The sequence below is a fragment of the Paraburkholderia sp. EG304 genome (assembly GCF_046543485.1).
Classification (GTDB): Bacteria; Pseudomonadota; Gammaproteobacteria; order Burkholderiales; family Burkholderiaceae; genus Paraburkholderia; species Paraburkholderia youngii.
In genome coordinates, this window is sequence record NZ_JBKGUA010000017.1 from 72139 (window position 1) to 96252 (window position 24114).

Annotated in this window: 21 protein-coding genes; 15 read left to right on the plus strand and 6 right to left on the minus strand. The window is 63.8% G+C overall.

What is annotated here, in order from left to right; all coding sequences use genetic code 11:
• Positions 1-118 precede the first annotated feature (118 nt).
• The 9 genes from ACLFKU_RS21000 to ACLFKU_RS21040 all read left to right on the plus strand — a co-directional run bounded on the left by ACLFKU_RS21000 (position 119) and on the right by ACLFKU_RS21040 (position 8941).
• Positions 119-1174 (plus strand): 3-keto-5-aminohexanoate cleavage protein, encoded by a 1056-nt coding sequence (locus ACLFKU_RS21000; protein WP_368587141.1) that lies wholly within the window; start codon positions 119-121, stop codon positions 1172-1174.
• A 154-nt stretch (positions 1175-1328) separates the two neighbouring features.
• Positions 1329-2651, plus strand: coding sequence for an MFS transporter (locus ACLFKU_RS21005; RefSeq protein WP_410850327.1), 1323 nt, complete (start codon positions 1329-1331; stop codon positions 2649-2651).
• 108 nt (positions 2652-2759) lie between these two features.
• Entirely contained in the window at positions 2760-3740 is a 981-nt protein-coding gene (locus ACLFKU_RS21010; protein WP_368587139.1) for a quinone oxidoreductase family protein, read from the plus strand.
• Positions 3741-3750: 10 nt separating this feature from the next.
• On the plus strand, positions 3751-4599 hold the full coding sequence (locus tag ACLFKU_RS21015) for a TauD/TfdA dioxygenase family protein (protein WP_410850328.1): 849 nt from the start codon (positions 3751-3753) through the stop codon (positions 4597-4599).
• A gap of 18 nt (positions 4600-4617) precedes the next feature.
• Positions 4618-5184: an RBBP9/YdeN family alpha/beta hydrolase gene (locus ACLFKU_RS21020; RefSeq protein WP_410850329.1), complete on the plus strand. Its 567-nt coding sequence runs from the start codon at positions 4618-4620 to the stop codon at positions 5182-5184.
• Positions 5185-5216: 32 nt separating this feature from the next.
• Positions 5217-5573, plus strand: a complete 357-nt coding sequence (locus ACLFKU_RS21025) for a Rieske (2Fe-2S) protein (RefSeq protein WP_410850330.1) — start codon at positions 5217-5219, stop codon at positions 5571-5573.
• 50 nt (positions 5574-5623) lie between these two features.
• Positions 5624-7249: a 3-(methylthio)propionyl-CoA ligase gene (locus ACLFKU_RS21030; protein ID WP_410850331.1), complete on the plus strand. Its 1626-nt coding sequence runs from the start codon at positions 5624-5626 to the stop codon at positions 7247-7249.
• A gap of 138 nt (positions 7250-7387) precedes the next feature.
• Entirely contained in the window at positions 7388-8533 is a 1146-nt protein-coding gene (locus ACLFKU_RS21035; protein WP_368587134.1) for a porin, read from the plus strand.
• Positions 8534-8563: 30 nt separating this feature from the next.
• Positions 8564-8941 carry a BON domain-containing protein gene (locus tag ACLFKU_RS21040; RefSeq protein WP_410850332.1) on the plus strand — a complete coding sequence of 126 codons (378 nt, stop codon included), beginning with the start codon at positions 8564-8566 and terminating at the stop codon, positions 8939-8941.
• Between the two features lie 54 nt (positions 8942-8995).
• On the opposite strand, the gene ACLFKU_RS21045 is transcribed toward ACLFKU_RS21040, so the two are convergent.
• Positions 8996-9439 (minus strand): VOC family protein, encoded by a 444-nt coding sequence (locus tag ACLFKU_RS21045; RefSeq protein WP_176120769.1) that lies wholly within the window; start codon positions 9437-9439, stop codon positions 8996-8998.
• Positions 9440-9680: 241 nt separating this feature from the next.
• On the opposite strand from ACLFKU_RS21045, the gene ACLFKU_RS21050 reads away from it, so the two are divergent.
• The 4 genes from ACLFKU_RS21050 (at position 9681) to ACLFKU_RS21065 (ending at position 13946) form a co-directional block, all read left to right on the plus strand.
• Positions 9681-10472 carry a DUF899 domain-containing protein gene (locus ACLFKU_RS21050; RefSeq protein ID WP_368587132.1) on the plus strand — a complete coding sequence of 264 codons (792 nt, stop codon included), beginning with the start codon at positions 9681-9683 and terminating at the stop codon, positions 10470-10472.
• 143 nt (positions 10473-10615) lie between these two features.
• Positions 10616-11470, plus strand: a complete 855-nt coding sequence (locus ACLFKU_RS21055; protein WP_410850333.1) for a CPBP family intramembrane glutamic endopeptidase — start codon at positions 10616-10618, stop codon at positions 11468-11470.
• 91 nt (positions 11471-11561) lie between these two features.
• A complete protein-coding gene (locus tag ACLFKU_RS21060) occupies positions 11562-11987 on the plus strand; it encodes a DUF1801 domain-containing protein (protein ID WP_410850334.1) in 426 nt (141 codons plus the stop codon).
• Positions 11988-12212: 225 nt separating this feature from the next.
• Positions 12213-13946, plus strand: a complete 1734-nt coding sequence (locus ACLFKU_RS21065) for an IlvD/Edd family dehydratase (protein WP_368587129.1) — start codon at positions 12213-12215, stop codon at positions 13944-13946.
• 91 nt (positions 13947-14037) lie between these two features.
• Here the strand turns inward: ACLFKU_RS21065 and ACLFKU_RS21070 are convergent, their stop codons facing one another.
• The 5 genes from ACLFKU_RS21070 to ACLFKU_RS21090 form a co-directional block, all read right to left on the minus strand.
• The gene (locus tag ACLFKU_RS21070) at positions 14038-15093 is read right to left on the minus strand and encodes a serine hydrolase domain-containing protein (protein ID WP_410850335.1); all 1056 of its coding nucleotides are present in this window, start codon (positions 15091-15093) and stop codon (positions 14038-14040) included.
• Positions 15094-15136: 43 nt separating this feature from the next.
• Positions 15137-16429: an MFS transporter gene (locus ACLFKU_RS21075; protein WP_410850336.1), complete on the minus strand. Its 1293-nt coding sequence runs from the start codon at positions 16427-16429 to the stop codon at positions 15137-15139.
• A 281-nt stretch (positions 16430-16710) separates the two neighbouring features.
• Entirely contained in the window at positions 16711-17892 is a 1182-nt protein-coding gene (locus ACLFKU_RS21080) for a porin (protein WP_410850337.1), read from the minus strand.
• A gap of 330 nt (positions 17893-18222) precedes the next feature.
• Entirely contained in the window at positions 18223-19338 is a 1116-nt protein-coding gene (locus tag ACLFKU_RS21085) for a succinylglutamate desuccinylase/aspartoacylase family protein (protein WP_410850338.1), read from the minus strand.
• 265 nt (positions 19339-19603) lie between these two features.
• Positions 19604-20386 carry an ABC transporter substrate-binding protein gene (locus ACLFKU_RS21090; protein ID WP_013091296.1) on the minus strand — a complete coding sequence of 261 codons (783 nt, stop codon included), beginning with the start codon at positions 20384-20386 and terminating at the stop codon, positions 19604-19606.
• A gap of 650 nt (positions 20387-21036) precedes the next feature.
• On the opposite strand from ACLFKU_RS21090, the gene ACLFKU_RS21095 reads away from it, so the two are divergent.
• Positions 21037-22266 carry an extracellular solute-binding protein gene (locus tag ACLFKU_RS21095; RefSeq protein WP_410850339.1) on the plus strand — a complete coding sequence of 410 codons (1230 nt, stop codon included), beginning with the start codon at positions 21037-21039 and terminating at the stop codon, positions 22264-22266.
• Positions 22266-24104, plus strand: a complete 1839-nt coding sequence (locus ACLFKU_RS21100; RefSeq protein WP_368587124.1) for a diguanylate cyclase domain-containing protein — start codon at positions 22266-22268, stop codon at positions 24102-24104. Before ACLFKU_RS21095 ends, ACLFKU_RS21100 begins: the two co-directional genes overlap by 1 nt.
• Positions 24105-24114 lie beyond the last annotated feature (10 nt).

Below are 24114 nucleotides of genomic sequence, written 5' to 3' on the forward strand. Positions count from 1 at the left end.
AAGTGTAGCGCTTGATTCCCGTATCGTGTGCACATGTCGTTCGATGTGTTCCAGCAAATTTTCATGCGACCTCGCGATAGCGGAACACCGTCACTCACAACTGGATGGAGGCAATCAAATGCAATTTCTCGACGATTCGCTGCACCCTGAGAATCAGGACAAGGTAGTCATCACCACCGCCCCTTACGGCCCGGAATGGATGCCCGCGGACTTCCCGGAAGACATCCCCGTGACGATGGACCAGCAGATCCAGAAGGCCGTCGATTGCTACAACGCCGGCGCCACGGTACTGCACCTGCACGTGCGCGAACTGGACGGCAAGGGCTCGAAGCGCCTGTCGAAGTTCAATGAACTGATCGCGGGTGTGCGCGCCGCCGTGCCCGACATGATCATTCAGGTCGGTGGCTCGATCTCGTTCGCACCGGAAGACGACGGACAGGCCGCGAAGTGGCTGTCCGACGATACCCGCCATATGCTGGCCGAGCTCGATCCGAAGCCCGATCAGGTGACGGTCGCGATCAATACCACGCAGATGAACATCATGGAGTTGCTCTATCCCGAGTATCTGGCGGGCACCTCGCTTTCCAACCCTGCGTTCATGGCCGCCTACAGCGAAATGACGGTTCCGGCCGGTCCCGCATGGGTCGAGGAGCATCTGCGCCGCCTGCAGGCTGCGGGCATCCAGCCGCACTTCCAGCTCACCGGCATTCACGCGCTCGAAACGCTCGAGCGCCTCGTGCGCAAGGGCGTCTACAAGGGCCCGCTGAACCTGACGTGGATCGGCATCGGCGGCGGCTTCGACGGCCCGAACCCGTTCAACTTCTTCAACTTCGTGCATCGCGCGCCGGATGGCTGCACGCTCACCGCCGAGTCGCTGCTGAAGAACGTGCTGCCGTTCAACATGATGGCGATGTCGATGGGCCTGCATCCGCGCTGCGGCATCGAGGACACGATCATCGATCAGCACGGTAAGCGCTTCACGTCGGTACAGCAGATCGAACAGTGCGTGCGCGTCGCGCGCGAACTGGGCCGCGAAATTGCCACTGGTAAAGAAGCCCGCGAGATCTATCGTATTGGTGTGCAGTACGAGACGGTCGAAGAAACGCTCAGCGCCAACGGGATGGCGCCGAACCGCCAGGCCGGCGTCAGGAACCTGCCGCTTCGCGCGGCGTGAATGCCAGGAGTCCGGGCCGACGCGTTGGCCGAGGCCGGGCTTCATGGGTAACGCTCCCGCTGGATAGCGGGAGCAGATAGCTGAATCCATAACAGGTCGTCGGCCCAAGCGGGCAAGGCGGCCGCCACGGAGTCAGCGTGGAAGGAGACTAAACATGCTCGTTCAGCATGCAGCGCCCACGGCGGGCGAAGTTAAGGCAGCAAAGACGGATGTGCGCGCTTATGCGTGGGTGGTGTTTGCGTTGACGGTCGGATTGTTGCTTTCCGACTATATGTCGCGGCAGGTGTTGAATGCCGTGTTTCCGCCGCTCAAGGCGGCATGGAATTTGTCCGATGCGCAGCTGGGTTCGCTCAGCAGCGTGGTCGCGCTGATGGTCGGTGTGCTCACATTTCCACTGTCGGTGCTGGCCGACCGCTGGGGCCGCGTGAAGAGCATCGTGCTGATGGCGGCGATGTGGAGTCTCGCGACGGTGGGCTGCGCGATCTCGGCGAACTACGGACAGTTGCTGCTGGCGCGTGCCTTCGTCGGAATCGGTGAAGCGGCTTATGGCAGTGTCGGCATCGCAGTTGTCCTGAGCATCTTTCCGGTGCGGCTGCGCTCCACGCTGACCGGCACCTTCATGGCCGGCGGCGCGTTCGGCTCGGTGCTGGGCATGGCGCTCGGCGGCGCGGTGGCGGCTCACCTCGGCTGGCGCTCCGCATTCGGCGCGATGGCGGCGATGGGGATCGTGCTGGTCGTGATCTACCGCCTCGTCGTCACCGAAAAGCGTCTTGCGCCGCTGCAGCCGGCGAGCGTGACGAAGCAGACGCAAACGCGCGGCATGCGCATGAGTCTGCGCGAACTGATGAAGGGCTTGTTTTCGACGAAGTCCGTGGTGTGCGCCTATGTGGGCAGCGGTTTGCATCTGATGGTTCCCGCCGCTGTGTGGGCATGGATGCCGAGCTTCCTGAACCGCTACTACGGCATGGCCACCGGCAAGGCTGCGATGTGCGCGGCGGTGTTCGTGCTGGTGACCGGGGTGGGCATGGTGGTGTGCGGAAACCTCGCCGACCGGCTCAGCAAGAACGTGCGGGAACGCAAGTGGAGTGCCGCGATCACCTACTGCCTCGCCTGTTTCGTTCTGCTCGCGATCGGCTTCCACATGACGGCGGGGCCGTGGCAGCTGGTCGTGATCGGCGTCGGCATGTTCTTCTGCGCCGGAGCGAGCGGCCCGTCGGGTGCGATGGTGGCGAACCTCACGCCGCCGACCATTCACGCCTCGGCGTTTGCGACGCTGACGCTCGCGAACAACCTGCTGGGCCTCGCACCGGCGGCTGTTCTGACGGGGATCATCGCCGATCGGATCGGACTGCTGGGCGCGTTGCAACTGGTGCCGTTCGCACCGCTCGTCGCGGCCGCCGCATTCATGATCGGCAAACGGAACTACTCGGGCGATCTCGATCGGCTGAACACGCTGCGCGAACAGGCCGCACGCTGAGATCGGATCGTGCCGCGCGGACGGCGCGGAAGAACGGAACGTGTAACTGCGCCGCGGGCGCAATGAATTCTGCCAAGTGCAGATCAAGCAAAGAATTGGAGAGTCAACATGGCAAAGGCAGTGCGCTTTCATGAAACCGGTGGTCCCGAGGTCCTGCGCTACGAGGACGTCGAAGTGGGCAACCCAGGTCCCGGTCAGGTTCGCTTGCGCCATCAGGCAGTGGGCCTCAATTTCGCCGACACCTACTTCCGCAGCGGCCTGTATCCGGTGCCGCTGCCTGCGGGGATGGGCGTGGAGGCCGCGGGCGTGGTCGAGGCCGTGGGCCCCGACGTCACGAACGTCGCGGTGGGTGACCGTGTGACCTACACGGGCTTCATCAACACGCTCGGCGCGTACAGCACCGAACGCCTGATTCCGGCCGCGCCGCTGATCCGGCTGCCCGATGCGATCGACTGCGAAACGGCTGCCGGCATGACCATGCGCGGCCTGACCGCCGCGTACCTGATGCGCCGCATTCACGACTTCAAGGTCGGCGACACGATCCTTCTGCATGCCGCCGCCGGCGGTGTCGGCCTGATCGTTTCGCAGTGGGCGAAGCTGCTGGGTCTGACCGTGATCGGCACGGTGTCGAGTGAGGCGAAGGGCGAGGTGGCCCGCGCGCACGGCTGCGATCACGTCATCAACTACAGCCGCGAAGACGTCGCGAAGCGCGTTCGCGAACTGACCGATGGCGTCGGCGTGAACGTCGTGTTCGACAGCGTCGGCAAGGACACCTTCGAGGCTTCGCTCGATTCGCTGAAACGTCGCGGTCTGCTGGTTTGCGTCGGCACGGCCTCCGGCCCGATCCCGCCGTTCAATCCGCAGTTGCTGGCAATGAAAGGCTCGCTGTATCTGACCCGCCCGGCTCTGGCTGACTACATCGCCGATCCGGCCGAGAAGGACGAGCTTGCCGGCGAAATCTTCGGGCTCATCGCGTCGGGACGCATCAAGATCGAGTTGAATCAGCGCTATGCGCTCGAGGACGCGGCGCAAGCGCATCGTGATCTGGAATCGCGCAAGACGACGGGTTCGTCGGTCTTCGTTATCTAAGGAGCTAGCCATGCGAGTCGAACAACTGACGTACTCGATCGGCGCGGAACTGACCGGCGTGAATCTCGCTCATGCGATCCATGACGACGGCCTGTTTGCGGAGATCCGCTCCGCGCTGCTGAAGCACCGGGTGCTGTTCCTGCGCGACCAGGACATCACGCGCGCCGAACACGTGGCGTTCGCGCGCCGCTTCGGCGAACTGGAAGACCATCCGGTCGCGGGCAGCGATCCGCAAAATCCGGGCCTCGTGCGTATCTACAAGACCCCGGACCAGCCCAACGACCGTTACGAAAACGCGTGGCATGCCGACGCCACGTGGCGCGAAAACCCGCAGTTCGGTGCCGTGCTGCGTTGCGTGGAATGTCCGCCCGTCGGCGGCGACACGATGTGGGCGAACATGGTCCTCGCCTACGAGAATCTGCCGGCCTACGTGAAGACGCAGATCGCGGACCTGCGCGCGCGCCACAGCATCGAGGCGAGCTTTGGTGCGGCGATGCCGATCGAAAAGCGTCTGGCGTTGAAGGCGCAGTTTCCGGACGCGGAGCATCCGGTCGTGCGCACGCATCCGGAAACGGAAGAGAAGGTGCTGTTTGTGAGCGCTTTCACGAGCCATTTCACGAACTTTCATACGCCGGAGCGGGTGCGCTTCGGTCAGGACGCGAATCCGGGCGCGGGCGATCTGCTGCGCTATCTGATCAGCCAGGCGTACATCCCCGAGTACCAGGTGCGCTGGCGCTGGCAGAAGAACAGCATCGCGATCTGGGACAACCGCAGCACGCAGCACTATGCGGTGATGGATTACCCGCCGTGCCATCGCAAGATGGAACGCGCCGGCATTATCGGCGACAAGCCGTACTGAACCAGTAAGTAGCTTCCCATGAATTACGAATTGAAACCGACCATTCTGATGGTCCCGGGTTTGCGCGACCACGTCGCCGAGCATTGGCAAACCCTGTTGCAGCAACGGCTGCCGAAAGCGCTGTCGGTGCCGCCGCTCGAGCACGACAAGCTCAGTTGCGAGGCACGGGTTGCGGCGCTCGATGCCGCGCTCGCGAGAATCGACGGCCCGGTCATTCTGGTCGCGCATAGCGCGGGTGTGATGATCACCGTGCAGTGGGCGGCGCGGCACCAGCGCGAGATTCACGGTGCGCTGCTGGCGGCGCCGGCGGACCTCGAGACGCCGATGCCGGCGGGCTATCCGGAGCTGGATACGCTCGAGCAGCACGGCTGGCTGCCGATTCCGCGCAAGCGTCTGCCGTTTCCGAGCATCGTCGGCGCGAGCCGCAACGATCCGCTCGCACGGTTCGAGCGGGTGCAGGAAATGGCGCAGGACTGGGGCAGCCGCCTCGTCGATCTCGGCGAAGTCGGGCACCTCAATCCCGCTTCGGGCTTTGGCGAATGGCCGATGGCGGAGACGCTGATTCGCCGGCTGGTGCTGATGTGACGCGGCCGGCGCCGGTTCAGAAGGAGCCTGGGATGTCGCGTCGGATCGAGGTGGGTGTCGCCGGTGAACTCGCGCCGGGCCAGCGCAAGCTGGCCTTCATCGATGGCAGCAGCATCGTGCTGTTCAACATCGCAGGCACGCTTCACGCCATCGACAACACCTGTCCGCACAACGGGGCCGCGCTTTCGGGCGGTCAGCTGGAAGGCTGCATGTTGCGGTGTCCGGCGCACGGTCTGCGCTTCGACGTGCGCACCGGCTGCATGGCGGGAACAGGCGGATTGAGTGTGACGACCTTCCCGGTCGAAATAGTGGATTCAATGGTGGTGGTGAGTCTCGACGAGCCGAACGCGACGCCCTCGCATCAGCGAGCGGGCAGCGCGGCAACGTAAGGCCGGGTAGGCCAGATTCGAGACGCCACAACCAATCAGGAGACGGAAAAATGCAAGGCTTGATGATGCAGCAGTCGCTGCTGGTTTCCGCGCTGCTCACGCACGCGGAGCGCCATCACGGCGAACAGGAGATCGTGTCGCGACGCGTGGAAGGAGACATCCATCGTTATTCGTATCGGCACCTCGCGCAGCGCGCGCGCCGCATGGCCAACGCTCTGGCAACGCTCGGCGTCGTCCAGGGCGAGCGGGTCGCGACGCTCGCGTGGAACGGCTATCGCCACATGGAGCTGTACTTCGCGGTGTCGGGCTCCGGGTCGGTGCTGCATACGCTGAACCCGCGACTGCACGTCGACCAGCTCGAATACATCATCGAGCATGCGCAAGATCGCGTGGTGTTCTTCGACCTGACGTTTCTGCCGCTGATCGAGAGCGTCGCGCCCCGGGTGAAGAGCCCGAAGGTATTCGTGGCGATGACCGATCGCGCGCACATGCCGCAAGCGGACGAACTGGGCGGCATGCTGATGTGCTACGAAGACCTGCTCGAGCTGCACGACGACGTTTTCGAATGGCCGCTGCTCGACGAAAACAGCGCGTCGTCGCTGTGCTACACGTCGGGCACCACCGGCAATCCGAAAGGCGTGCTGTACAGCCATCGCTCTACCGTGCTGCACACCTACGCGGCGGCGCTGCCCGATGCGCTGAACTGTTCCGCGCGCGACGTGATCCTGCCGGTCGTGCCGATGTTCCATGTGAACGCGTGGGGACTGCCCTATATCGCGTGCATGGTCGGCGCGAAGCTGGTGTTTCCGGGTCCGGCGCTCGACGGCAAGTCGCTCTATGAGCTGATCGAAACGGAACACGTGACACTGTCGGCCGGGGTGCCGACCGTGTGGCAGGGACTCCTCACGCATGTCGATGCGATGGGCGGCACCTTCTCGTCGATGCGACGCACGGTGATCGGCGGCGCGCCGTGTCCGACCGCGATGACCGAAGCGTTCCAGAAGCGCCATCGGGTCGAGGTGCTGCACGCGTGGGGCATGACCGAATTGAGCCCGATCGGCACGGTCTGTAGCTTCAAGGCGCATCAGCAGTCGCTGCCGATGGACGAGCAGTACCAGGTGCAGGCGAAGCAGGGACGTGCGCTGTTCGGCATCGATATGCGGATCGTCGGCACGCACGGCAATGAATTGCCGTGGGACGGCGATAGCGCGGGCGATCTGCAGGTGCGCGGCCACTGGGTCACGCAACAGTATTTCGGCGCCGACGTCGAGTCGCCGCTGTGCGACGGCTGGTTTCCGACCGGCGACATCGCGACCATCGACCGGCACGGCTTCATGCAGATCACCGATCGCAGCAAGGACGTGATCAAGTCGGGCGGCGAATGGATCAGTTCGGCGGCCATCGAAAACGTCGCGTATCTGCATCCGGAAGTCGCGACAGCAGTGTGTATCGCCGCACGGCATCCGAAGTGGGACGAACGGCCGCTGCTGCTGGTCGTGAAAAAGCCGGGCAGCGAGCTGGCCGGCGACGAACTGCTGTCCTTCTTCAACGGCCGGGTCGCGCGCTGGTGGACCCCCGATGCCGTGGTGTTCGTCGACACGGTGCCTATCGGCGCAACGGGCAAGGTGCTGAAGAACCAGTTACGCGATCAATACGGGAACTACTACCTGCCCTGACGCACGGCTTGCGCAGCGACACAGTTCGATTCACGCAACAACGCGGCCGGGTACGCCCGGCGCAAACAAAATCACCAATCGATTGAAGCGACCGCAGCATGGGCTTTGGCGCCACCGCCGGTACGCGAAGGAGACACAATGAAGTTAAAGACAAGCAGCGCTATCGTGTTGGCCATTTTCGCCACCGCAGCTCATGCGCAGTCGTCAGTGACGCTTTATGGCGTGATCGATACGGGCTTCCTGTATCAGAGCACGTCGGCGGCCACCTTCCTGCCGCACGCGCCGAACACGGGCAAGATTTATCAGCTGAAGGACGGCGGTATCTATGCGAGCTTCTGGGGTTTGAAAGGCAGCGAGGACATCGGCGGCGGCTATAAGGTCAATTTCAAGCTGCAGGGCGTATTCAACTCCACGAACGGCAAGTTCGGTCTGTCCGATACGCCGGGCACCACCGCGATCTTCAACCAGTTCGCGACGATCGGCGTGTCCGGGCCCTTCGGTACCTTCGACGCCGGCCGGCAGATCATTCCGATGATCTACGCGATGGCGGAAACCGACGTGCGTGGTGCGCAGTATTTCGGCAGTATTCTGACCGCGTGGCTGGGCATCAATCAGGCGGCCGGCTGGCCGGGTACGAGCACGAACGCGCCGATCGGCGCGCTGTACGACAGCAACGCGCTCGTCTATAACTCGCCGAAATTCCACGGCGCGTCGCTTGCGCTCGAGTACGCGCCGGGCGGCGTCGCCGGTCATTTCCAGGGCGGCACGCGCGAGTCGGCGGTGGCCAAGTATTCGAACTACGGTCTGAATCTGTCCGCGGTGTATTACAACGGCCACGATACCAACCCGTTCCCGATCACGTACCCGGCGGCACCCGCCATCCCTGCGACCGGTCTGGCGAACAACCGTTTCTACTATTTCGGTGCGATGTACACGATCGCGGGATTTTCGGTGTCGGCCTCGTACGGCGCAGGCAAGAACCCGGCGCATAGCAACACCGCGGACTTCGAAATGATTTCGGGGGGCCTTGGCTACCAGTTCAATCCGCGTTTCAAGGTCACGTCGGGGTACTACTACCTGAAAGACAAGAACAACTCGGCGAACCATTCGAGCGAATTCGCGGTGGGTGCGGAATACAACCTGTCCCAGCGCACCAAGGCATACGCGCAGGTGGGTTATGTGGCCAACAAGGGGACCATGAACCAGACCATCATCTATGGCGCGCCGGTTGCGCCTGGCGTGTCCACCACGGCGGCCATGGTCGGCATCCGCCACAACTTCTGATTACGTCATCTATAACAACTGGAGTATTCGATGAAAAGCATTCAGGCACGCGCGTTGGCGATTGCCACATTGATTCTGGCCGCGTCGGGCAGCGCATGGTCGCAGTCGGGTCAGACGGCCAGCGCAGCTTCGGGCGCGCCCGCGATGTCAGCCAGCGCAGCCGCTCCCGTCAGCCCGAGGCAAGCGAATCGCGCGCTGCGTCGGCAGGTGTATGCCGCGATCGGCAAGCACAAGGAGATCAGCGCCGGCAATATCAGCGTCATCGCAAAGGGCGGTGCGGTGACGCTGAGCGGCACGGTCACCGACGCTTCCCAGATCAATCAGGTCGCGGAGATCGCGAAGGGCGTTCCGGGCGTGACTTCGGTGACCAACAAGCTCACCGTGCAAAAGCCGTTCGGCGGGCAGTAAAAAGAGCTCACGCAATCGGGGGGCCAAGCGCGAGCAGCCCACTGTCACAACCCGCTAGTTGTCGAACAGCGCCGTGTAACGGCGCTGCATCTCTTCAGGCGTGAGCGCTTCGATCTGCGCGCCGAGCTGCCATTCGTGGCCGAACGGATCGCGCACGGTCGCCGAGCGCTCGCCATAAAAATGATCGGTTAGCGGGAGGACCACGGTTGCGCCCGCTTTGACCGCTTGTGCGAATAGCTGGTCGACGTCGTCGCAGTGGATATGCAGCAGCACGCCCGGCCGGCTGTCGCCGCTCGGCCCGAGCATATCGTGCTCGGGATATTCATCGGACAGCATCACGATGGCGGGACCGATCTTCACTTCGGCATGGCCGATGCGGCCGCCCGGTTCGGTCAGGCGAAACTGTTCGACGCCGCCGAATGCCTGTGCGTAGAACTCAATCGCCTGCGCGGCATTGCGCACGCGCAGATAGGGGTAGACCTCATGGATCGCGCTCATCGTCACCTCCAGGTGGTGGGCGAATGATTCGTGGGACGTCATGGTCGTTGCGGCAGATTACATTAGAAACAGACAGCCGGGTTTGGCCCACCGTGAATCCGGAATCGCGTCACATTTGTCACTCCCATCAGTCGATGACCGGCGGCGTAAACTGAACCTTCATCAACAGCGAGCGATGCAAGGTGAGCGAATCGCCTTCCGACCCGAACGCACAGGACATCGCTCTAACCCGGAGGTTGCGATGACGACGAACAAGTCACCTGAGAAGAGTGGGAAAGATGGACAGCCTGCGATGAAGACGCCGCCGGTTGTGTCGCGGCAAGAGTGGGAGGCCGCGCGCGAGCAGTTGCTCGTCAAGGAAAAAGCCTTGACACGTGCCCGCGACGCGCTGGCCGCCGAGCGGCGTCGGATGCCATGGCTTGCCGTGGAAAAAACGTATGCGTTCGACGGGCCGCAAGGCAGAGTGAGCCTGCTCGATCTCTTCGAAGGCCGCCGTCAGCTGGTCATTTATCGCGCCTTTTTCGAGCCCGGCGTGCACGGATGGCCAGAGCATGCGTGCATTGGCTGCTCGCTGGGGGCCGATCAGGTCTCCCACCTTGCGCATTTGCACGCTCGCGACACGACCCTCGTGTACGCGTCCCGCGCACCGCAAGCCGACATCGCGCGGCTGAAGGCCCGGATGGGCTGGGAGATGATTCCCTGGTACACGATCACCGACAGTTTCGACGCCGACTTCGGCGTGGACGAATGGCACGGCCACAACGCGTTCATCCGGGACGGTGAGCGCGTGTTCCGAACATACTTGATTAACGGGCGTGGCGACGAGGCGATGGGCACGGTCTGGAGTTACCTCGACATGACGGCGCTCGGGCGTCAGGAGACGTGGGAGGATTCGCCGGAAGGCTACCCACAGAGCCGGCCGTACAAGTGGTGGAACTGGAACGACATGTACGTCCCCGGCGCGGCACCCGATCCGAAGTGGGTCGAGGTGTCGGATGCCGGCGAGGCCGCATTTCGGAAGCAAGACGAGTAGCGCCAGACGAATCGTCACTCGGGGAAACGGAGTTCGCCAACGTACGCGCACGGCGGTTCTCGCGGTCCAGCGATACTTGAATGCTAGAGTCACGCTCGCACGCAAAGACAGCACTCACTGCAAGCCTGACTTCGAGCCTTTCTATGTTCGCACTACCGTGGATCGCGATTTTCCTCGCCGCGCCGGCGACGTGGGCCAGCACGTTTCGCTGGCTGGGCGTCGGCCTGCTCGTGATCGGATACGGCACGGCGTTGGCGACCGGGCAGCTCGGCCCCTTGGCGAGCGTCGCCATTGCGCTGCTCGGCGTGGCCGCGTACGCGGTGTCGCCGGCTCGCCCGCGTTACGTTCGATACGCTGGTCATCTGCTGTTCGTCGCACTCGCAATTGCGCTCAGCCTGCATTGGCTGCCAGGCTTTCATAACCCGCGCGTGATCGGCCCCGTGCATTTCACGCCGGATGCCGTGCCCTTCACGATGTACCTCAATTTCGACAAGCCGCTGATCGGCTTCTGGCTGTTGCTCGCCTTGCCGTGGATTCGGCCGCCGCACGCGCTGCGCACGTGGTTAGCCGCTGGCGTCGGCGGTTGGCTGATCACGGTCGCGGCTTGCATGGCCGTTGCGTTGTCGCTCGGGATCGTCGGATGGGCGCCGAAGCGGCCCGCCGACAGCGTGCTGTGGTTGGTGAACAATCTCTTTCTCGTCACGCTGACTGAAGAGGCGTTGTTTCGCGGCTATCTGCAAGGCGGTCTGACGCGACTCTTCGCGCGCCGGCAAAGGGCGGACCTGCTCGCGCTATGCGTGGCGGCCGCGCTGTTCGGGCTCGCACATGGCGCGGGCGGATGGCAGTGGATCGTGCTCGGAGGTGTGGCGGGCATCGGCTATGGGCTTACGTATCGCTTCGGCGGATTATCGGCGGCGGTGCTCGCACATTTCGGGCTGAACGTGGTCCACTTTTTCTTCTTCACGTATCCGATGCTGCAGCCCGCGGGCAAGGTGTGAAACTACGCGGATCGGCCGTGCGCCAACCGCAAATCCAGGCGAAGATTATCAATGACTGGATCGTTTCTCCGTTTGCGAGGGCCACACTCCGATGAACGCATCCGAACGTATCGACGAACTGATCGCAGGACTCACCGACTGGCGCGGCGCGACCTTCGCTCGCATCCGTCAATGCGTGCTGGCGGCCGACCCGGCGATCGTCGAGGAATTCAAGTGGATGGGTAGCCCAGTCTGGTCGCGCGACGGCATGATCGCGGTCGCCAACGCGCACAAGGGTAAGGTCAAGCTGACCTTCGCGCATGGGGCGGGCCTGGCCGATCCGGACGGTTTGTTCAACGCGGGCCTCGAAGGCAACGCGCGGCGCGCGATCGACTTCTTGGAGCGCGACGAGGTCGACGAGCGCGCACTGAAAGCGCTGATCCGCGCCGCGATCGACTATAACCAGAGTCATCTGAAGAAGAACACGCGCGGCGCATTACCGAAAGCCGGCCGTAAGCAGGCGACCGGCGAGGCCTGAAGCCGGCACGGTCTGCTTGCCGGTTTCGCCGCGCCGCCGGTCGCGGCGGATCGATACCAGAACTGATATCAATATCGCCCAAAATATAATTGGAAAGATATCAACCCGCTCCGTACACTTCACCATCCCTGGACATTGAGCGGCAGCCTTGCGCCGTGGCGCCGGGTGGGCCGCTTCAGTCAAATATGCCGGTGAGGGTCCCGGCGCATGCATCAAGGACCTAGCATGTCGGAAAAAAAGCGGAAATTGCGCTCGGCCGAATGGTTCGGCACGGCTGACAAGAACGGCTTCATGTATCGAAGCTGGATGAAGAATCAGGGCATCCCGGACCACGAGTTCGACGGGCGCCCTGTGATCGGTATTTGCAACACGTGGTCCGAGCTGACACCGTGCAACGCGCACTTTCGCAAGCTCGCCGAGCACGTGAAGCGCGGCATCTACGAAGCAGGTGGCTTCCCGGTCGAGTTCCCGGTGTTTTCGAACGGCGAATCGAATCTGCGTCCGACCGCGATGCTCACGCGCAATCTCGCGGCGATGGACGTCGAGGAGGCGATCCGGGGCAATCCGATCGACGCGGTGGTGCTGCTGACCGGCTGCGACAAGACGACCCCCGCGCTCTTGATGGGCGCGGCGAGTTGCGACGTGCCGGCGATCGTCGTGACCGGCGGCCCGATGCTCAACGGCAAGCTCGACGGCAAGAACATCGGCTCGGGCACCGCGGTGTGGCAGCTGCACGAATCGCTGAAGGCCGGCGAGATCGACCTGCATCAGTTTCTGTCCGCCGAGGCGGGCATGTCGCGCTCGGCGGGCACCTGCAACACGATGGGCACCGCGTCGACGATGGCCTGTATGGCCGAAGCGCTCGGCACGTCGCTGCCGCACAACGCGGCGATTCCCGCGGTCGACTCGCGCCGCTACGTGCTCGCGCATATGTCGGGCATCCGCATCGTCGAGATGGCGCTCGAAGACCTGAAGCTGTCGAAGATCCTCACGCGCGAGGCGTTCGCCAACGCGATCCGCGTCAATGCGGCGATCGGCGGCTCGACCAATGCGGTGATTCATCTGAAGGCGATCGCGGGGCGCATCGGTATCGATCTGGAACTCGACGACTGGGTGCGCATCGGCCGCGACACGCCGACGATCGTCGACCTGATGCCGTCGGGCCGCTTCCTGATGGAAGAGTTCTATTACGCGGGCGGTCTGCCGGCCGTGCTGCGCCGGCTCGGCGAAGCGAACCTGCTGCCGCATCCGGACGCGTTGACGGTCAACGGCAAGTCGCTGTGGGACAACGTGAAGGACGCGCCCAACACCAACGACGAAGTGATCCGTCCGCTCGACAAGCCGCTCGTCGCCGATGGCGGTATTCGCGTGCTGCGGGGCAATCTCGCGCCGCGCGGCGCGGTGCTGAAGCCGTCGGCGGCGACGCCCGAGTTGCTCAAGCATCGCGGACGCGCGGTCGTGTTCGAGAACTTCGAGCACTACAAGTCGCGCATCGTCGACGAAACGCTCGACGTCGATGCGAACTCGGTGCTGGTGATGAAGAACTGCGGGCCGAAGGGTTATCCGGGCATGGCCGAAGTCGGCAACATGGGCCTGCCGCCGAAGCTGCTGAAGCAGGGCGTGAAGGACATGGTGCGCATTTCCGATGCGCGCATGAGCGGCACCGCATACGGCACCGTGGTGCTGCACGTGACGCCGGAGGCGGCGGCCGGCGGCCCGCTCGCCGCGGTGCAGGACGGCGACTGGATCGAGCTCGATTGCGACGCGGGCACACTGCACCTCGATATCAGCGACGCGGAGCTCGAGCGCCGTCTCGCGAAGCATGTGCCGCCCGAGCCGCCGGAAGGTGGCGGGTACCGGCGCCTGTATATCGATCACGTGTTGCAGGCCGATGAGGGGTGCGACCTCGACTTCCTCGTTGGTTGTCGAGGCTCCGCGGTGCCGCGGCATTCGCACTGACGCGCTGATCTGCTGTTGCAACCGTAACGGCTCGACCGATGACCATGCGGGCGATGCATTTGTGCATCGCCCGCATTTTTTTGATTCGTGGCTATCGGCCGAGGTTATCGACCGCGTCGAGCACCAGCCCGAAAAACTCGTTGGCCGAGGCCGGATTCAGCCAGCGCACGACCACCGTCATGCGCCGCTCCGGTTCGACCCACGTGAACGAACTGCCCGCGCCGATGCCGAAATAGCTCGACTCCGGCACGTTCGGGAACATCTTGCGCCCGGTATTGATCCATACGAGGTAGCCATAGAACGGCGCGATCGCGCACGGAGTGCGCATGCGCGCGATCCATTCGGACGACAGCACGCGCTGGCCGTTCGCGACGCCGTCATCGAGCAGCATCTGCGCGACCTTCAACTGATCCTTCGCGCTGACCGACATCCCGCCGCCCCAGTGCGTACCACCCGGCACCGACTGCATGCGTCGCCCGTCGATCTCGACCCATGCGTCGTCGTAGCCGACCCATTGCCAGTTTTCGCTCGCACCGGTTGGCCGCATGATCGCCTCGCGAAACACCTCGGGCAGCGGCTGACGGAACAGATGCAGCAGCGCGAGCGACAGCTGGTTGATGCGGACGTCGTTGTATTCCCAGTAGCTGCCCGGCCGTTGCAGCGGACGCGGGTCGCCTTTCTTGCCATCGGGCGGCGCGGCGAAATTGACCGCTCGGTAGTGATCCGCCTGATCCGACAAACCGAAGTAAGTGCCGCGCCATTCGCTGGTTTGCTGCAGCAGATGCGCCCAGGTGATCGGCGCGTTGTGTTCGTCGTCGAAGCCGATGTTGGGCACGCGCACGGGCACCGGCTCGTCGACGTCGGGCAACAACCCGCGATCGTGCGCGACGCCGGCGAGCAGCGCGAGGTACATCTTCGCGACGCTGAAGGTCAGATCGGCCCGATCCGGTTCGCCCCAGCTCGTCAGCACGCGGCCGTCGACAGCGATCGCACCCGATACCGGTCCGCGATCATGCACGGGACCGAGCAGCTTGTTCCATGGCGGCGGGTCGTTCACGTGCACACCCCATGCGCCACCCACATGGCGGTCCCAAAGCGATTCATGATCCACCGCGAACTGCACGGCTTGCTGCAAACGGTCTTGCATGGATAAGGTCCTGTCGGTTCAACGAAGCCCGCTGGGCAGAGACTTAGCGGGCGTGCAGCCGTAGGCGTGCCCACATCACGGTGAAAAGGCTAAGCACGGCCGCGAGCATCAGATAGAGGCCGGGTGCGAGGTTATTGCCGCTCGCCGCGATCAGCGCGGCGACCGCGAGCGGCGTGAAGCCGCCGAATACGGTGGTGCCGATGTTGTAGCCGAACGCCATGCCGGTCGTGCGCGTGCGGGTTGGGAACAGTTCGGACATCATGGCCGGAATCGGCGCGAAGTAGCTCGCCTTCAGTATCGCGACCCACGTGACCGCGGCCAGCAACGAGCCGAGCGACGGATGCGCGTTCATCAGCATGAAGGCCGGGTAGACGGTCGCGAAGAACAGCACGCCGGCGCAGAGCATGATGCGCACGCGGCCCACCTTGTCGGACAGATGACCGACGATCGGCGTGAGCACCATCATGATCAGACCGGCCGCGAGCGTCGCGATGAAACCCGACGACGGCGCGAGCCCGAGTTGCCGCGCCGCATAGGTCGGCATGTAGAGCAGCATGTAGTTGGCCGTGGTGGTCAGCACGAGCGCGCCGATCGACACGAGCACTTGTTCCTTTTGCGTCGCGAGCAGTTCTCGCACCGGCGCGGCGGATTTTTCCGCGCGCTCGAACTCCGGCGTTTCGTCGATGCGGCGGCGAATGTACAGCCCGACCGGACCGATCAGCAGGCCGAACAGGAACGGAATGCGCCAGCCCCAGCCTTCGAGTTGCGCGGTGCTCAGCGTGCTCGTCAACACCGCGCCGAACAGCGACGCGAGCAGCGTGCTCGCGCCCTGGCTCGAGAACTGCCAGCTTGCCATGAAGCCTTTGCGCTCCGGCGCATGTTCGATCAGAAACGCGGTCGAGCTGCCGAACTCGCCGCCCGCCGAGAATCCCTGCAACAGCCGCGACGCGAATACGCCGATCGGCGCGAGCACGCCGATCGCCGCATACGACGGCATCAGCGCGATCATGCCGGTGCCGAGCGTCATCATTGCAATCGATAGCGTCAGCGATGCCTTGCGGCCTTTGCGGTCGCTGAATGAGCCGAGCGCGAGCGCGCCGATCGGTCGCGCGAGATACGACAGCGCGAAGGTGCCGAGCGTGAGCAGCAGCGACACGGTGCGGTCGTGCACCGGAAAAAACGTTCGCGACAGCACGGCCGCGAAGTAGCCGTACACGACCAGATCGTAGAACTCCAGCGCGTTGCCGATCGAGGTCGCGAGAATCAGCCGCGATACGCTCGAGCGCGAGGTGTGCCGCGCGAGCGCGTCGGCGGTGGTGGCGGAGTCCATGCTCATATCGAAGTCCTCTGGCGGCGTTGGGAGGCGCGCTGGCAGTGTCGCGTGAGCGGGGCGGGCGCGGCATCGAAGCGTGTGACCCGATGTTGCGGTGGCCGATATTTATAGACAATTACAATATTTGGCAGATATCGTTGCCGAAAAGGCAAAGCGCGCAGCCTGCGTCGAATCCGGCGTTGCTCGACTGATTTCGCACGGCAAAAAGCAAAAGCGCCCCGTAGGGCGCTTTCCATCGATTCAGCCAGGCAGGGAACACGGGTTCCCCACCGCGAACCGTCTGCTTAGAACTTGTGACGCATACCGACGCGAAACGCGAGCTGGTTGTCGGCGCCGACGCCCGACGTGCTGAAGTAGCTCGTGCTCGAACCGATCTGTGCCTGCAGGTCGCCACTTGCGGCGTTGTGGCCCGATGCGATCTGATAGATGCCCAGCAAGTAGACGTCCGTGCGCTTCGACAGCGCGTAGTCGCCGCTCAGGTTCACCTGGTTCCAGTGACCGACGTTCGCGCCGCTCAGGTGCATGTACGTGTAGCCCGCGCCTGCCGTGATCGCTGGCGTGACCGCGTACTTCGCGCCTGCTTCGTAGGCTGCGAACGTGGTCGAGCCGCCCGAGATCGGGGCGAGGCGCGTGTTCGTGTACAGGGCCCACAGCGTCGCCGGGCCGAATGTGTAGCGGCCGCCAACGCCGAACGAGCGCAGATCCTGGATCTGGCCGGTGCCGAGCGACGGGAAGCTCACGTTAGCCAGCGAAGTCGAGAAGGCCGGCGATGCCTGGCCCGGGTAACGGATGTCCGTGTACGCTGCGCCGATACCGAACGGGCCGTTCGCATAGTTCGCGCCGAAGCTGTAAGCGCGCGACGAACCCGCAACCGGTGCAGCCGACGTGCCCGTACCCGGCGTGCCGGCAAAGCCGCCCGCCGTGTTCGAGAAGCCGTACATCGCGCCGAAGGTCAGGCCCGAGAAGTTCGCGCTGCTGAACTTGACCGAGTTGTTGATACGGCTCGACGTGAGCTGGTCGACGTCGTTGATGTGGTAAGCGTAGTTACCCGCGACGGTCAGGCCGCCGGTCGAGTAGTTCGAGCCGAGGTAGTCGGTCGAGAACGAGTACTGGCGGCCGAACGTCAGCGAGCCGATGTTGTTCTGCGACACACCGACATAGGCCTGGCGGCCGAACATCGCGCCGCCCTGGCCGGCGGTGCCGTTACCGCTGTTGAAGCCGTTTTCCAGCACGAACAGCGCCTTCAGGCCGTTGCCGAGGTCTTCCGTGCCACGCAGTCCCCAACGGCTGCCTTGTGCGACGCCGTCGTCGTACTTGGTCAGGCTGCTATGGCCGGTGGACGTCTTCGAGTTGTTCACGTAGCTGATACCGGCGTCGATCAGGCCGTACAGCGTGACGCTGCTTTGTGCGTGAGCGGCGGAGGCGAATGCGGCAACCGTAGCGGCGGTCAGGATTTTCTTGTTCAACATACTTCTCCGAGTTAGCGAATTTTGGCAATCGCGACGCGCTGCTCTGCGGCAACGTCGCGCGATGGCCGGCAATTTAAGGGAACGCTGAGTAAGGTATGTGACAGTGAAAAATTATTTCCACGGTGTCGTGCGGGCGCGACACTTCGCGTGTGCATCGGGGGGCGGGAGCGTCGGTGGCGGGGCCGGTCGGTCGACCCTGGCGCGAAGCGGGGCGCGTGGCAGCGGATCGCCCGCCGGGCGGCGGGCGATCGGTTACTTCGGCTGCTGCGTGAAAATTCAGTTACATGGCCGGCTGCGACGGCATCGGCGGTCGCAGCGGTTTTGGCGTCAGTTGCTCAGCAACGAGCCGCTGCGGAACGGCGTCGCGCCGGCGATGCGCGCGAACTCGAGGCCGGCCGTCGCGAAACGCGCCAGATGCCGCGCGTACAACACGCCGGCCACGGTGTTTTTGATCGTGACGACGCGGTCCGTCAACGGATCGACGATGTCGGCGATTTCCTGGCCCGCGTCCACCCACGTGCCGACCGGGCAGCGATACACGAGCACGCCGCTGATCGGCGCGACGAGCGGCTCGGCGCCCGCGAGCGGCGTCGCCGCGAATTCGAGCGGCGGCAGCGGCGCCGGTTCGCCGTCGACCACGCCGCGCAGGGTCAGATATTCGATGATGGCCTGCGCGTCTTTTTCCGCGTACTCGTACGACACGTCGCGCTGGCCGCGCAGCTCGATCGTGACCGAGATGCCGCCGTTCGGGATCGGGAAGCGCTCGCCGAAACGGCCGCGCAGATCCGACCAGCAGAAGCTGTGGATCTCGTCGAACGGATTGCCGACCGAGTTCAGCGCGAGCAGCGACGCCTTCGCATCGATGTAGCGCGCGAGCGGTTCGACTTCGGGCCACAGGTCCGGATTGGTATACAAGTGCATCGCGGCTTCCCAGTCGCAATGCAGATCGAGCACGACGTCGGCGTCGTACGAAAGCTTTTGCAGCGCGAGGCGTTGCGAGCCGAGTTCGGTGGTCGGCTTCTGCGCGTCGAGCGCTTCGCGCATCGCCGCGCGGATGGCGGCGCGGTTCTCATCGATGTCGCTGGTCAGACGCGACTCGATGGTCGGCAGCACGAGTTCGGCGAGGTCGTAGAAGTTGCGGTTGAAGTTCTGCGCGCTGCCGGTTTCGAAGCGCCCGAGCATCTGGCCGAGCAGATGCTGGTTCAGGCCGATCGGATTGGGCACCGGCACGACCACGACTTCGCCGCGCAGCTTGCCCGCGGCTTCGAGCGCGGCCAGCTTGCGGCGCAGCGACCACGACACCAGCATGCCGGGCAGTTCGTCCGCGTGCAGCGACGACTGGATATAGATTTTCTGGCCGCCGCCGGAACCGTAGTGGAAACTCGTCAGTTCACGGGCGGTGCCAAGCGACGGGGCAATCAGCGGATGGGTCTGGGTTTGCATGGTTTTGACTTCGCGGCCTGTTCGAAGCAGCCGCGCTAGGTTGTTGATTGCAAGGGGAAAGGTGCGCGCCGGCTGCGCGCGAGGTCCGCGTGCGCGGACTGCGGCCACCTGTCTCCCGACGACCGCGTGTTGCACGATCTTAGCCGATATGCCGCACGATGTGGCTTCATGTGGCTAGATGTGGAGCCGCAAAACAAAACGGGCTCCGCATCGCGGAGCCCGTTTCGGACAAGCTGCCGGCGCGCCGTGCGGCGCGCGTGGGCAATTAGCTGCCGTACACGTCGAAGTCGAAGTACTTCTTCTCGATCTTCTTGTAGGTGCCGTCCTTGATCATGTCGGCGATCGCCTTGTCGACCTTCGCTTTCAGATCGGTGTCTTCCTTGCGCATGCCGATGCCGGCGCCGTTGCCGAGGATCTTCGGATCGTCGAGGTTCTGGCCGACGAACGCGAAGCCTGCGCCGCGCGGCGTCTTCAGGAAGCCCTGCTCAGCCTGCACCGCGTCTTGCAGCGCTGCGTCGAGACGGCCCGAGATCAGATCGGCGTAGACCTGGTCCTGGTTCTGATACGGCACGACTTTCGCGCCCTTCGGTTCCCAATAGGTCTTCGCGTAGGTTTCCTGGATCGTGCCCTGTTCGACGCCAACCGACTTGCCCTTCAGCGATTCAGCGGTCGGCAGGATGCCCGAGCCCTGCTTCGCGACGAGGCGCGTCGGCGTGTTGAACAGCTTCGACGAGAAAGCGACCTGCTCGGCGCGTTGCGGCGTCATCGACATCGACGACAGCACGCCGTCGAACTTCTTCGCCTTCAGTGCCGGGATCATGCCGTCGAAGTCGTTTTCCACCCACACGCACTTCGCACCGACGCGCTTGCAGATTTCGTTGCCGAGGTCGATATCGAAGCCAACGAGCTTGCCGTCTGCGCCTTTCGACTCGAACGGGGGATAGCTGGCATCAACGCCAAAACGGATCGTCGACCAATCTTTAGCGTGTGCGCCAATGGAGACGGTGGCAATCAAGGCAACCGTCAAAGCCGCTAGCAGTTTTTTCACTGTTCTTACTCCTCGGTGTAGTTCAATTTCGCCCTCGGCGGTTGTGCCGCCTCGGGACGCCCGGCGCGACTCGCAAACGGGCTTCTGGTCAGGATGCAAGCCGGGGTGGCCTGCAACGCGCGCCAAGCTTATCAGTTCAAAAATATTGGGAAGCTAGTAAAACACCGGATGGCGCAGGAGGAGGCCCTCTAGAGCGACGCGTGCGCCCAAGCCGATGTGACCGGATCGTACACCGTTGGTGGGGTTTGCGTAACACGGGTGCAATGCACGAGCGGTAATACGGTGGGCCGGCGAACGTGACCGACTGGAATATACGGCGGTTTTCTTGCGAGTTCGCCGAAAACCGGTTTGAAACGCGAGTTTGAAACGTGGATATCGTTAAAGCTCGCGGCTGAATCTGCCGTTAATTAACAGCGGCCTCGCGACCATTGGCTTACACGCTATTACCAGCGCCGATATTTTTGCGCGGCCGTTTCGAGGCTGTGCGAAAACCGAGGCTTTTGGCGCTATCATCGATGCTCGATGCGTAGGACGCCGACCGCCCGCGCAGGCGCGGATCGCATCGAAGCAAATCGTCGGACAGCCGTGAAGATTCAAATGCCGCGCATTTGCGCTAGATCAAAAGGCCTTTCTGCTCAACGGTGTTATTCATGCGCACGATGTCGTTCAAGGCGGATCAAACAGGCTGTTGTAAACAGACTTTCAAGCGACAAATCGCGAGCGTCGGCACGCGCGTTCGCGCGGCATTATTGCAGCGCCGTTTTTATGTCGGCTTTTTGTCGAGAATTACATCGGGATTTACATCGATTGGCGTATCCGGATTTTGGTGCGACGTTTTGCCCCGCGCGTTGCAGGTACTGCCAGGCGCACTGCTGTGCGCGAGTTTTGCCGTGGCCACGCCAGCCGCGGCTGCCGACAAAGTGCTGCACGTCCTCGCATGGCCCGGCTACGCGGACCCGGATGTCGTGAAGGCGTTCGAAGCACGCTACGGAGCGAAGGTCGAGGTTACGCTCGTCGATTCCGACGAGGCGCTGTGGGCGCAGATGCACAGCAAAAGCGAGCCGCCTTTCGACGTACTCGCCGCCAACACCGCCGAAATCCGTCGTTATACGCAGGCTAATCTGCTTGCGCCGCTCGATCTCGCGAGTCTACCCAATACGAAGAAGCAGTTGCCGCGTTTTCAGGCGCTCGGCTCGATCGGCGGCTTGACGTCGGCGGGCAAGGTCTACGCGATTCCGTTCACCTATTCGTCGATGGGCCTCATCTACGATCGCAAGCAGATTCCGGTGGCGCCGCATTCGATGCTCGAACTGTGGAACCCGCGCTATCGCGGCAAGGTGCTCGACTTCAATAGCGCGCAGCACAACTTCTCGTTCGCCGCGCTCGCGCTCGGCTATCCGCATCCGTTTCAGCTCGACCCCGCGCAGTTGCGCACGATCGCGCACAAGCTCGTCGATCTGCGCCGCAATCTGCTGACCTACTACACGCTGCCCGAGGAGGCGACCGCGTTCTTCATCCAGCACAAGGTCGCGCTGATGTTCGGCAACTACGGCACGCAGCAGGTGCAGTTGCTGCGGCGCGCGGGCGCCGACGTCGGCTATGTAATTCCGGACGAAGGCGCGCTCGCGTGGCTCGATTGCTGGTCGATGACGCGCGCGGCGAGCGACCAGCCGCTCGCGCTCGCGTGGATCAACTACATGCTCGAGCCGAGCGTGAGCGCGCTGCTGACGCAGCGCCAGGGGCTCGCGAATACGCTGACCGAGCCGGCCGAAGGCAACCCCAATGCGCACATCGTCTGGATCAGTCCGGTCGAGGATATCGACCGGCGCGAGCGATTGTGGACCCGCATCGTGTCGGGCGACCGTTCGGAGCGCTTCTGATGCTGCATCGCGGCCTGACCTTCAAGCTATCCGTGCTGCTCGCGTGCATCGGCGTGCTGGCGTCGGGCGCGACCGGCTATTACGCGTATCGCGCGAATCGCACGATGCTGGTCAACGAAGCGGAGCGTAGCCTGCAGACTTCGACGGAGCTGCTCGGCCAGCGCATCGCGGTATCGATCGACGACGTCGCGGCGGACGCGCTCGTGCTGGCGACGATGCCGTCATCGGTGAGCGTCGCGCAGACCGACGACGGCATCGGCCCGAACCAGGGCCGCGAGCGGCTCGCGCAGGTGTATTCGAGCTTCATGCTGCACCACCCGGAGTATCTGCAGGTGCGGCTGATCACGCGGCAGCATCACGGGCTCGAGCTGATCCGTTTCGATCGCGACAGCGACGGCCTCGTGCGTGTACAGGGTGACGATTTACAGGAAAAAGCTCAGTTTCCCTACGTATTCGAAACGCTCGCATTTTCGGCGGGACGCATCTACACCTCGCCGATTTCGATCAATCACGAATACGGCACGCATGCCGCGCAAGGCAGGCCGACGCTGCGTCTGGGCACGCCGATCGCGGATGCGCGCGGCACCGTGGTCGGCGTCGTGGTGATCGACGTCGATCTGGCCGGCATGCTGCGGCGTTTGCAGAGCGATCTGCCGAGCGACTACCAGGTCTATCTGGCGAACGAGTGGGGCGACTTCCTGGTCCATCCCGACGCGTCGAAGACCTTCGGTTTCGACCGCGGCCGGCGCGTGCTGATGCAGGACAGCTTTCCGGTCACGAGGCAGCTGTTCGAGCAGCGGCGCAGCGAAGTGCTCGTCAATGGTCTCGCGCGGCCCGATGAGGCGCACGGGCGCGTGCTCGCGTTCGTGCGGCGGCCGTTCGGCGATTCGGAGGGCAATCGCTTCATCGTGCTCGGTCTGGCGAAGCCGCTCGAAGACGTGCTGAGCGGCGCGAATCAGCTCGGCACGCGGATCATTCGCATGGTGCTGGTGTTCAGCGCTTTGTCGGTACTGCTGGCCATTCTGTTCGCGCGAGCGCTGACCAAGCCGCTGCATCAGCTCGCGCATGCGGCGACGCATCTGTTCGCCGAACACGCGATGCACACGTTGCCGCTCAAACGCACCGACGAAATCGGCGTGCTCGCGCGCTGCTTCGAGCGTTTGCGCCGTGAAATCCGCGGGCAGATGGATGCGCTGCACAGCAAGCAGAGCGAGCTCGTGCATCTGGCCTCGCACGACGTGCTGACCGGCTTGCCGAACCGCATGCTGTTCATGCAGAAGCTCGAGAACGCGATCGAGGAGGCAAGGTTCCGTCGCGAAGGCCTCGCGGTGCTGTTCGTCGACCTCGACCGCTTCAAGCAGATCAACGATCAGTTCGGGCACTCCGTTGGCGACAAGGTGCTGGTCGCGGTCGCGCGCCGTCTGAAGGACGTGCTGTGTGCCGGGGACGTGGTTGCGCGGCTCGGCGGCGACGAATTCATCGTGCTGATCGAAGGGCAGCGCGCGGCGCAGATCACGCCCGATATCGCCGAGCACATCATGGATGCGCTGAATGAAACGCTGAGCGTCGACGGCAATAGCATGACGGTCGGCGCGAGCATCGGCATCAGCGAGTTCCCGCACGACAGCGGCAATGCCGAGGAACTGCTGCTGAACGCCGATGCGGCGATGTATGCGGCGAAATCGGGTGGCCGTTGCGCGTATCTGCGCTATCAGGATCTGCTCGCCATGCGGCTCCACGAACAGGCCGAGCAGACGCGGCTTGCCCACGCGCAGCTCGCGCAGGCGCATGCCGCGCGCGATGCGACCGAGGGGTGCGAGGAGGAGCCCACCGCGTGACGCGACCCAC